At 44.6% G+C, this 11394-nt stretch carries 8 protein-coding genes; 1 reads left to right on the top strand and 7 read right to left on the bottom strand.

All coding sequences use genetic code 11. The features are described from left to right. Positions 1 to 320 precede the first annotated feature (320 nt). Positions 321 to 1262, top strand: coding sequence for an AEC family transporter (locus HXT60_RS00665; RefSeq protein WP_009993877.1), 942 nt, complete (start codon positions 321 to 323; stop codon positions 1260 to 1262). A 309-nt stretch (positions 1263 to 1571) separates the two neighbouring features. Here the strand turns inward: HXT60_RS00665 and HXT60_RS00660 are convergent, their stop codons facing one another. The 7 genes from HXT60_RS00660 to HXT60_RS00630 form a co-directional block, all read right to left on the bottom strand. Next, positions 1572 to 2870 carry a hypothetical protein gene (locus HXT60_RS00660; protein ID WP_421791157.1) on the bottom strand — a complete coding sequence of 433 codons (1299 nt, stop codon included), beginning with the start codon at positions 2868 to 2870 and terminating at the stop codon, positions 1572 to 1574. Between the two features lie 889 nt (positions 2871 to 3759). Next, a complete protein-coding gene (locus HXT60_RS00655; protein ID WP_014554791.1) occupies positions 3760 to 4620 on the bottom strand; it encodes a KilA-N domain-containing protein in 861 nt (286 codons plus the stop codon). Between the two features lie 376 nt (positions 4621 to 4996). Next, complete coding sequence (locus HXT60_RS00650) at positions 4997 to 6445, bottom strand: Maf family nucleotide pyrophosphatase (RefSeq protein WP_421791154.1); 1449 nt, start codon at positions 6443 to 6445, stop codon at positions 4997 to 4999. A 33-nt stretch (positions 6446 to 6478) separates the two neighbouring features. After that, complete coding sequence (gene thrB, locus HXT60_RS00645) at positions 6479 to 7510, bottom strand: homoserine kinase (RefSeq protein ID WP_101890060.1); 1032 nt, start codon at positions 7508 to 7510, stop codon at positions 6479 to 6481. Between the two features lie 76 nt (positions 7511 to 7586). Next, complete coding sequence (locus HXT60_RS00640; protein ID WP_421791152.1) at positions 7587 to 8975, bottom strand: homoserine dehydrogenase; 1389 nt, start codon at positions 8973 to 8975, stop codon at positions 7587 to 7589. A 72-nt stretch (positions 8976 to 9047) separates the two neighbouring features. Beyond that, positions 9048 to 10040, bottom strand: a complete 993-nt coding sequence (locus HXT60_RS00635) for a CPBP family intramembrane glutamic endopeptidase (RefSeq protein ID WP_421786073.1) — start codon at positions 10038 to 10040, stop codon at positions 9048 to 9050. A 143-nt stretch (positions 10041 to 10183) separates the two neighbouring features. Beyond that, positions 10184 to 11329, bottom strand: a complete 1146-nt coding sequence (locus HXT60_RS00630; protein ID WP_004113708.1) for a D-alanine--D-alanine ligase family protein — start codon at positions 11327 to 11329, stop codon at positions 10184 to 10186. Between the last annotated feature and the right edge of the window lie 65 nt (positions 11330 to 11394).

Here is an 11394-nt window from a genome sequence, read left to right as displayed (position 1 = left end):
TGGGCACTATGCTCCTAGCGAAACTCTGCAATAGTTTCGCGCTCTTAGCCTGAAGAATGCACACGCTTATGCGAGCCACCCCTAAGGCTATCAATAAAGTCTAGCTGCACGACAGCGGACACCAGCCTCGCCCAAAATCATGCGTGAAAATCACGTGAGGGGATCGACGCCGTCGAATGCTCTGGCGGCTTGCAGCGCCACCGTTTTCTAGTATGCCATATTGCAACGTCAAATAACATGCGCCAATAAAAGTAACATACGCCAATAAAAGTCGATTGCGCATTACCCACAATCCAAAAATCAGCGCTAAAATCGTTTTCATGGGTTTAATCAGTGCTATGCAAGGCTTTTGCGTAATTGGCATCGTCATTGCCGCAGGGTACGTAACCGCGCGTCTTCGCATCGGCGGATCGCAAGCACAAATGGTGCTTAATCGCGTGAGTTTCTTCGTATCTAGTCCTTGTTTAATGTTTGCAATCCTTGCAAAAGAGCCAATTTTTGAGATTTTCCACTCGTCAATTTTTGTTGCGTTTTTCTCCGCAATGATTGTTGGCGTTGCATTTATTCTGCTTAATCGCCTGTTTTTCCACCTTCCTGCTGCGGATTGCACAATTGGCGCGCTTAACTCGCTTTACTTAAACTCAAACAACATTGGCTTGCCTGTTGCAACTTATATTCTTGGAAACCCTGCACTTGTTGCCCCAATTTTAGTTATGCAGCAAGCTGTTTTTACGCCTGTTGGACTAACGGTTTTAGATGTTACAACTACTGGAAAGTGCTCGCTTAAACGCATTGCTCAACAGCCGCTTAAACAACCACTTTTAATTGGTTCACTTGGAGGAATTATTATTTCGGCAATTTCCGCAAAAATTGGCTATTTTCCTGTTCCGAATTTTCTTTATGACCCGATTAAAATGATTGGCGATTCAGCGGTTCCTATGATTTTAATGGCTTTTGGAATGTCACTTTACGGCAGCAAGCCGTTACAAAAAGATTCTAATCGTGCTGCTATTGCGACTGTTGCTATTCTGAAAAACTTGATTATGCCAATTATTGCGTTTTTATTGGCTTATTTTGTTATGGGTTTCCGAGGTGCCACTCTTTACGCGTGTGTTGTGCTGGCGGCTCTTCCGACTGGCCAAAACGTGTACAATTACGCTGCAAGATACAATGTTGGCTTGAGTTTTGCGCGCGATGGAATCCTGTTTTCTACGGTTACGAGTCCGATTTGTATTGCGTTAATCGCAGCAGTTTTAGGGTGACTAATCCTCCCGCATTTGTTCCCTATTTAAGCAAATATAACTACAAACACTGGCAAAAATAAACAAACACAAAAAATGCTTCCGGTTTTGAAAGCCCCTAGTAGCAAACAAAACCGAAAGCAACAACACTCAACACCCAAAACCCAACAAGCTAAACGAATCAACACTGGGAAGAAAAGAAAAACAATAGCAAACCAATGTTAAAACAATAAAACCAAAGAGAATTGGGAATAAACCAGTGTGATGCTTCCCTACAAAACACCACACCAGTCGTTGAGCGCAAACCTTAAATAAGGTGGTAAATAATGCTTAGTGACGCATCTTGCGAACAGCAGCACCCATACCAGCAAGCATAGAAGCAGTCAAAGCAACACCAACACCAGCATTACCAAGCTTCTCGCCAGCCTTACCATGACCCTTAGCACCCTTAGCAGCAAGCTCACCCTTAGCAGCAGCCTTACCAGCAGCAGCCTGAGCCTTAGCAACCTCAGTCTTCTTAGCAGAAGCCTGAGCAGCAGGACCAAACTTACCATTCAAAGCATCAGCATAAATCTGCTTCGTACCAGGAACAGCTGGGAAATCAGCAGCCAAAGGATCAGAAGTCACAACAGGAGGAAGAGCAGCAGGATTCACACCCAAACGAACCGCATCATTATAAGCATCCTTATACTCAGCCAAAGCCTTGTTATAAGCAGCAACAGCAGCGAAAGCAGCATCACGAGCAGCATTAAACTCAGCTTCAGCCTTCTGCTCAGCGTCAAAAGCACGCTGCTCATGAGCATGAGCACGGTTCAAAGCATCACGAAGAGCAGTTTCCTTAGCAGAATTATTCTCACCAGAAGCCAAGAAATCAGTCAAATCCTGGTTAGCCTTCTCAGCAGCGGCCTTACGAGCAGCAAGCTCAGTCATAGTCTCAACAAGAGTCTTCCTCTTAGCAGCATAATCAGCCTTCTTCTCAGCAAGATTATTATCAGCCTCATCCAAAGCAAGCTTAGCCTTATACACGTAATGAACAGCAAGCTTCTTCTTAGCAGCATCAGACAAGTTCAACTTACCAAGATCCTTGATCTTCTGATCAGGAGTGGTAGTATCGTCCTTCTTGTCATCCTTCTTAGGAGTTACTTTCTTGCTCTCAAGCTTAGCTAAAGCAGCTTCATCATCAGCAAGCTTCTTCTTAGCAGCATCAACAGCAGCCTCAGCCTTATTAGCAGCAGCCATAAGAGCATCAACTTGAGCCTGGGTAACTGCGTTTGCCTCAACTACTACGCTCAACTTACCATCATTGCCAAGAACAAGAACATGAGTTGCTTGGCTTGAATCTGCAGGAACAACACCATCAACAGTAACTGTTGCTGTATTAGTGTTAGCATTAGCGTAAGCAGAGCTCACCTTATCATTCCAGTCCTCAGCAGCTTTGATTTCCTGCTTATCCTGCTCGATAGTAGCCTTAAGAACAGAAGCATCAGTACCATCAGAAACCTCAGCAAAACCATTATTCTGGTTATACATTGGTATTAGAGACTCAGCCATTGCTGGGGTTGCCATTGCGAAGCCGGCAAGCAAAGTAGCGCCAGCAGCGAAAGCAGCGATAGCCTTCTTATTCATCATTTTAATTTCCTTTCTTCTTCTCCTCCGTGCAGGTACACGAAGAAAAATCTTAAACATCCAACAACATTCAAAACATTGTGGATAACCACCATCTAGAGCATCTAGCTAGCAGCTGTTATTAACATACCCCCCCCCCGTTTAAAAAAGTCAAGAGGCAACCACACAAAACAAACAGAAAAAAATAATGTTACACACAAACTAATCCACAATAAAAACTATTTTCACCATAATATTTGTGGATTAACACTAATAAAACCGTAAAAACACATTGTTTCAAGGTTTTTAAAGAATTTTCCCAGACTTTTCTCAGGAAACTACTCAAGCAAGAACACTAACACTATAAAACCATTGAAAAATCAACATTCCACACAACCCACACACGCAACACGCCGACACCCCACCAACACCACACCAGCGCCACACCAACACCACACGAAATGCAACACTACAATACAATCGCACACAACTAGATTCCCGCATTTGTTCCCTTTTAAGCAAATCTGACTACAAACACGGGCAAAAAGAAACGAAAGCAAGAACACTTTCCCGAGATTGTTTACGTATTTGGTGATTTTGGAAACAAACGCAAAATCATTTTCCCGAGAATGTTGCTTAAAACCACAAAATCAACAACAAAATGCGGAAAGTTTTCCCGAGTTTGTAGCTGATTCATGGCGTGTCAAACTACAAAAAGCGCAAATGTCGTTCGCGCAGTCCAAGCGCGCGAACGTCTTCGCTTGCGTTGAAAGCACACCGTGCTTTCAACTTTAAGCAAGCTCAGCGCTACGAATTGCCTTTTCGCGCTACGCTCTAAGCGAAAAGGCAGGTCGGAGCGCACGAAAACGAGGTAAATATCAGTATTAAGCGCAGAATTAAAAAGTGATTAAACTCAATTTTTTAGCACGGAATCCAAACTCTTTATTCCAGAATTATTCAAATTCTCAAGAGATAAAATCTGCGTTCGCGCCAAATTTCTAAGTTCCACCATTCGATCTGCCTGTGGCAAACCCTTAGAAATCAAAACAGCGTTATAGCTTTCCATATTCGCCAATACCAGAAGTTCATTAATACTCGCCTCGTCTCGAATGTTGCCTTTTGACTTAGGATTTGCATCTCTCCATTGTTTAGCAGTCTTATTAAACAGTGCAACATTTAACAAATCTGCTTCATTTGCATACTTATACATCAACTGCTCAGGAGTCAAATCCTTCAACAAATATTCTTTAATAGCATCCGTATGAATCTTGTAATTAATCTTCGAAATCTCACGGTTCAAATTCCAATTCAGTGAAAGCCTTGAGTTCTCATCAGATTTAAGTCTTTGATAATCTTTGATAATATATAGTTCAAATTCTGCTGAAATCCAAGCTGCAAACTTAAATGCTATATCTTTATGAGCGTAAGTTCCACCACCTCTACCGGATTTTACAAGTAAACCTATTGCATTCGTGATTTCTGACCATTTTTTAGGAGATAGTGTAAAAGCATTGCTACCAGCTTCTTTCAAAAACCCCTCGAATTCGACGGGTTTAAAATTCGGATTGTTTAGTCTCTCCCATATGCCTAAATACTCTATTGTACTGTAATTTCTCATCCAGTTTGCAACAACCACATTAGGCTCTTCTTTGTTTTTATATCTCGCAATATCGGTTAAACTAACGTAATCATTCCTAAAATCTTCCGTATAAACCTGTATTGTAAAGCCTTTTGCTTCAATAGTTTCTTTTTTAATTTTCGACATATTAGACATAATATTCCCCTAGTTTTTGCGCAAGTTTTTTACGTAATTATTTTATTTACTTGCTTAGTTTGCTTTATTTTTATGCGCTTAGCACAAACCCACAATGAATCACAAACAAAACTACAAAATCTCGCAAAGCCATAAACTTCTAACAACATCTAACAACTAGCAGAAAACTAGCAGAAAACTAGCAGAAAACTAGTATGCATCAGCGCATAAATATAATTCTACAAAGCAAGAGGATTTACCGAAAATGTTGCTCAAAACGGCGTGTTGAACAACAAAAAGCGGAAAACAAAATAAAGAGTTAATTCTAAAAACAAGATTCTAACTAAAAGTATGCAAGCTGGAAGTCTACTTCCAGCTTGCAGATCTCTTTGCACAGCTACCTTTGCGCTGCTAGCGAATCAAGGCGCGCGCGGAAAGACGGCCAATCCGTGCGCATTGCCGTAAGCAGCTTTAGCTTCGGCACATCGTCAATCGGTACCCACTTGATTTCCATACTCTCGTCGTCGTGCGCGCACGGATTCACACTATGCCCCGGCTTTTCAAACGCAAAAACCGTTGTATAACGCCAATTCCCGTGATTTTCGCAATACGCTCCAACAACATCAATGTCTTGAGACGTTATGTTCGCTTCTTCAAACGACTCGCGCAACGCGCCCTCAATCGCAGTTTCACCATCAGATATTGCGCCACCAGGAATCCCCCACGTGCCGCCTTCCGCGCTCCAAAGCGCGCGATGTTGCATAACAACGTGAGTCACGCGCCCAGTGGCATCGTCTCGCCTAGCGAGCAACACGCCAGCCGCGCCATTATGGCCCCAATGCTTGCGCCCACAATCGCACATAACCCATCCGTCTCCAGGCTGGTGCACGTTTTCTTTAGGCACTTGCGCGGAAGCAGGATCGTCCTTAATCGCCTCTCCCTCTAACTTGCGGCTATTCCACAAATCTTGCCAAGCGTACCCAAGATCGCAAACCATCTGCCTTAGCAGCGGCAAGCTAATCCCAAGAACTCCATGCGGATCGCCCTGAATTCCCTCAATAAATGCCCCACCAAAGCCTTCTAGCGTAAAGGATCCTGCCACTTCCAATGGCTCGCCAGTTTCTACGTATGCGCGGATCTCCTCATCGCTCATATGCGCAAAAGTCACGCTTGCGCGGCTCACTTTGCACACTGTTTTGCCACTTTTCGTGTCGATTAAGCAATGGCCAGTAAACAATTCTCCAGTTTTTCCGCTCATTCGCTTAATCCGCTCAAATGCCACTTCAGGAGTATGCGGCTTGCCGTAGCATTCGCCGTCTAGCAAAAACATGGAGTCGCAGCCAACAATAAGCACACTATTGGAATCAGCGGAAGACTTATTCACGTGCGCAAAATCGTGAATATCAAAAGTCTTGGTAGGTACTTTTACGCCAGAAAAATCGCGAGTCTGTGCAGTATCTACGTTATGCGTTATATGCGATTGCGAATCGTTTGCCAAAGCGCTACTAGCAGTTTCAAAAGACTCAGATTTAGAAGATTCAGCCTCAGCTGCATCCACCTCAGCCTCCAGAGGATACCCCACAACCAAATCGCCACTAGCTGAAGCAGCCGTATCTGCCACAAGTTTCCACGCATTGTACACAGCTTGAGCTTTTGCTTGCGCCAAAATCGAAACGCGCTCCTCGGCGCTCATCTGCTCCACGCTAACACCTTGCGCATTTGCAGCATTACGCAACTCCGCTGGCTCATCTACCTCGCTCACGTGAATCACAGGAATCACGCCTGCAGCAGCCAACACCGCTCTTCTTGCAGGAGACTGAGAAGCCAAAATCAATGAAACTGTCATACCTTACTCTTCCTTTTTACAACTTCGCACAGTTTATTCGCGAGTTATTGCAACACCAATAGAATCAACATGCACGTGCAAAACTTTCCAATCGCAGCCGCTTAAAAGCGGTTCTGCAATTTTTTCTATTTTTTCGCTTATATTAGTAGCGTTATTTTCATCTACGGTTGCTGGCGACTTTTCCTCATAGAACACCGCCGCGCAAGATCCAGCTCCCGAGATTGCAGCCGCAAACCCCTTGTCTCGCAAAGCTTTTACTAAATCCCAAGTTGGTTGCATAAGACTTGCTCGGTATGGCTGGTGAATAGCGTCTTGAGTAGCTGTAAAAAGCAAATCGTTTCTAGAAAGAGTGGATTTTACGCAAGAATCGCAAGAGTTGGCAGAATCGCGAGAATCACCAAAATCACCAAAATCACCAAACGCAATCGGCAATAAGCAAGCGCGCGAAACGTTAAATACGGCATCTACATATGGCACTTTTTCTGGAAGCGCTTGGCGAGCCATTTGAGTTGAAAGAGTAAAGTTTGGCACAAAAATCGTTGCACGAATTTGCTTAGAAACGCCGTATCGAACAGTGTGGAACTCATCGCCATTCTTCCAACTGGTTGTCAATCCGCCAAAAACCGCTGGAGCAACATTATCTGGGTGACCTTCAATCGAAGATGCAAGCTCAAAAATCGCCTGCTTATTAAGATTTCCATTATGCGCAAAAGCCCAAGCTGCAGCTACGCCCGAAACAATCGCACTGGCGGAAGACCCCATTCCGCGCGCTTGAGGAATGCGATTATGCGCTTCTAGAGTAAATCGCAAACGCGGCAAGCCAAACGCTTCGCACGCTTTGCGAAACGCGCGAACAACAAGATGCGTCTCGTCTTTTGGCAACGTATCTTCGCCTTCGCCATGAATAATCACGCGAACATCTTGTGAATCGTCAAGCGTATCATTAAGCGTAAAAACTAGCGAATCCGCATAATCAAGCGCAATTCCTGCAACGTCAAATCCCGACCCAAGATTTGCGCTGGTTGCTGGCACGCAAACTGACACACTGTCGCATACTGGTTTCATTTCGCACCTTTTCCGTTCGAGCAGCCTACTTAATTACTTAATTACTCAATAATTACTCAATTACGCGATTACTCAATTACTCAATAATTCGCAAAGCAAGAGGCTTTGCACACACAACATCCACTTTTTGCAAATCAGCAAGAATTGCGCGCAAATCCGCCTCTGTACAATCTTTTACAAGCACACGCAAAGCGTCAGGACCGCCGATTCCGCAAGCTGGGCAATCGCCCTCGCCCTCATATTGAGTTTGGCAAAGCATAGGCAATCGTTCCGCGTTAACTCCATGCGCATCAAACACATCCATCACTTCGCTGCAAAGAGCAAGTGAAGTATCCTCCATGCTGCATCGCACAACAAAATCCGCACGAATCGAGCGCGTGGAAGCCAAAGATTTTGCGTTATACATTGGCACGCTGGCATCGCTGCAACCGCGCGCTATGTTTCTAGCAGCTCCAACAATATCTCCAACAACCGCGCTTGCTGTTGGCGCACCACCAGCGCCGCGGCCGTAGAACATAAGATCATCCGCCGCTTGCGCTTTAACAAAAACGGCGTTAAAGCTGCCATGAACGGAGGCCAGCGGATGCTCTTTGCTAACCAACGCTGGGTAAACGCTTGCGCTCACCAATCCATTCGAATCGCAAGAAACCGCTGCAAGCAGCTTGATCACGCGATCTTCTGCACTTGCCGCAGCAATGTCTTCAGCCGTAATCGCGCTAATTCCTTCAACACTAACGTCATCAATGCTTATTGGCATTTGGAATGCAAGTGTTGCAAGAATAGCAGCCTTGTTTGCTGCATCAAATCCTTCAACGTCTCCTGTAGGATCCGCCTCCGCGTACCCCTTTTCTTGAGCCGCGCGTAAAGCCGAATCAAAATCAAGACCGCGAACCGTCATCTCGTCAAGAATATAGTTTGTAGTTCCGTTTACGATTCCGAAAATTTGCGTGATTTTGTCTCCTACAAGCGACTCTCTAAGCGGACGCAAAATTGGGATTGCGCCTGCAACAGACGCCTCGAAGCTTAAATCCACTCCGTTTTTTTGCGCGCAATCGTAGAGTTCTGGACCAAACTTTGCAAGTAATGCTTTGTTTGCTGTTACAACCGACTTTCCGCATTCTATAGCGGTTTTTACAAATGTGTGCGCTGGTTCCAAACCGCCAATTAGCTCAACGATTATGTCTATATCTTCGCGTTCACATAATGCTAGAGCGTCTGCGCTTAGAAGATTTTTGGCAATCCATGGAGCGTCCACATCTTCTGGATGCAAGCATGCTACTCCTGCAAGCTCTAGCGGGGCGCCGATTCTCGCCGATAGTTCAGAGTTTTCTTCGACTATTAGACGCGCTGTTTGCGATCCTACTGTTCCGGCTCCTAAAAGACCCACGCGGATTGGCTCAGCAGAAAAGTCGCCAGCAACCAATCCATCACTATTTTCTGCATTTTCTGCATTTACCGTAACCATAAAATCGCCTCCAATACACTAATCAATCCCAAATAATCCCGTAATCCGAAATCACACTAAACGCGTTCTCGCTCACACAAAAAGCATTATCATATTCATAAGCACTGAAACCACAAGGAAACCCATAATGCCGACTGTTCCGTAAAGCGCCTTTATTCCAGCACTTCCGCGAATTTCAAGCGGCGAATCGTAGAATTCGAGATATTTTTTACTCCTTGCCAACAGCACAATTCCGAACACAAACATAACAATCATGAACATCGCGTAAAGACCTATAAACATGAATCCAGGAGCCAAATCCGCGATTTCTTGCGTTGTAAGATTCTCAACTTTAATTAAGTTCCCGTTTGAATCCATCATATTGTCGGAAATCCACATCGCTATAACGCTTCCTTGGAAGTTCACAATCATGTGCAAAGCAACGCTGTATCTAAGCTGCGATGTGCGCGCATACATGTAGCCGAACACAAGTCCCAGCCCAAAAGCGTAGAAGAACTGGAACATGTTCATATGGAACAACGCAAACGCCAGAGCCGAGAACACAATCGCGCGCTTTTCGCCATACACTCGCAGCCTGTCTATAATCTGCTTTCTAAACAGCCATTCCTCCACAACTGGAGCAAGGAAAACAACGAAAATCATGGTTTCCCATACGTTTCCGCCTGCCACTATATCTACAATCCTGTTTTCAGCTTTTCCGCCAGATATAAGCGCAGAAATCGCCAAACCTAGGTAGTTTCCTGCATACATTATCGGTACGCTCACTGCGAAAAATCCAGCAAACTGTCTGAATGTCATTGTGAATTTGCGTGTTTCTACCGCTGGCACTCGTCTTAAAACAAGCATCGCTATCGGCAACGCGATTAAGTATTGCGCAATGTCTGACGAAACGAAGGAGCTTAATGAAGGACTTAGAACACCTTTTGGAATGAACAAGCCTATAAGTTCACCTATTAAAATAGTTGCAAGAATCCAAACAAATAGGAATAAGCACAGCGATACACCAACATCTCCTTGACGTTTTCGCGCTAAATGGTACATGTCGTTATGCTGAGTTTTTCGCATTTTTACCTCTTCGTTTGTGTTTTAAGTTTTCTCTTAAACCTGATTTTATACAGACTTTAAGATTTGATATTTGCGCAAATTTGCACAAATTCTTCGGTTGCTGGCGACTAATCCTCAAAAACCATGATTTTTTGAAGTTTGTCTCAGTCTAAAATCACGCCTTCAATAAGTTTTGTGATTAAATCACCGTAGCTTATTCCTGTTGCTTCCCAAGCTTTTGGATACATGGAAATTGGCGTAAATCCAGGCATTGTGTTGATCTCGTTAATCATTACATGTCCTTCTGGAGTAACGAAAGAATCCACGCGACTAAGTCCTCGACCGTCCGCTGCTTTGAACGCTGCGAGCGCAGTATTGCGAACGCGCTGCAAAGTTTCTTCTGGCAGATTTGCTGGCACTTCCACGTGTGAAGCTGCGGAATCCATGTATTTGCTGTCAAAATCGTAGAACTGGTCTTCTCCAGCCTCGCGCTTGTCAAGCACAACTTCTCCAGGCCAGCTCGCTTTAGGCTCTTCGCCGTCGCGAGCGGCAAGAACCGCGCACTCAATTTCTCGCGCGTCAATTCCTTGCTCTATCAATACTCGCCAATCGTGCTTTGAAGCCTCAAAAACAGCATCTGCTAAAGCTTTAGCATCGCGCGATTCAACTTTTGTAACTCCAAAACTAGATCCTGCTCGGCTTGGTTTTACAAAAAGTGGATACTCGAGTTTTGCTTCTTCAACTTGCTCAAGAATTTCGTTTGCGTACGCGTCAAAGTGATTTGCGCAATCATTAGCGAACTTTCGCACATCCAGCGCGATTCCTGGAGCAACATCAATTCCAGCCGCCTTAAAAAGTTGCTTAGCGTAATACTTATCCATGCACGCGGCGGATGCCAAAACTCCGCAACCAACGTATGGAACTTGCATCATTTCTAGCAAACCTTGCAAGGTTCCGTCTTCACCGTTTGGGCCGTGAAGAACCGGAAAAACAGCGTCAATATGACCCAAACTTGTAAGCGTGCCATCTGCCTCTCGCACCAAAAATCCGTCGGCACCTTTAGCTGGGTCTAGCACAACATCGCGCGTCTGCTCGGTTTTTGTGATTACTGGCAACTCGCCTTGCTCCATGCGAAAGTTTCGCGGATCTTCGCCGCCAACAATCCACTCGCCTTGCTTTGTGATTGCAATACGTACGATTTCAAATCGACTTTCGTCTACAGCACTGAGTACTCCAGCAGCCGATATGCAAGAAATCGAATGTTCGTCTGCTTTACCGCCATACAAGAACACTACACGCTTTTTAGTCATTTTTTTCCTTTGAAAATTATTTTAATTATCTTAATCATTTTAATTATTTTGAATTATCTACGCGC

The organism is Gardnerella sp. KA01002 (assembly GCF_049244015.1).
Taxonomy (GTDB): Bacteria; Actinomycetota; Actinomycetes; order Actinomycetales; family Bifidobacteriaceae; genus Bifidobacterium; species Bifidobacterium vaginale.
Note: the sequence above shows the minus strand (reverse complement) of the source record. Positions and strands in the feature narration are given on the sequence as shown.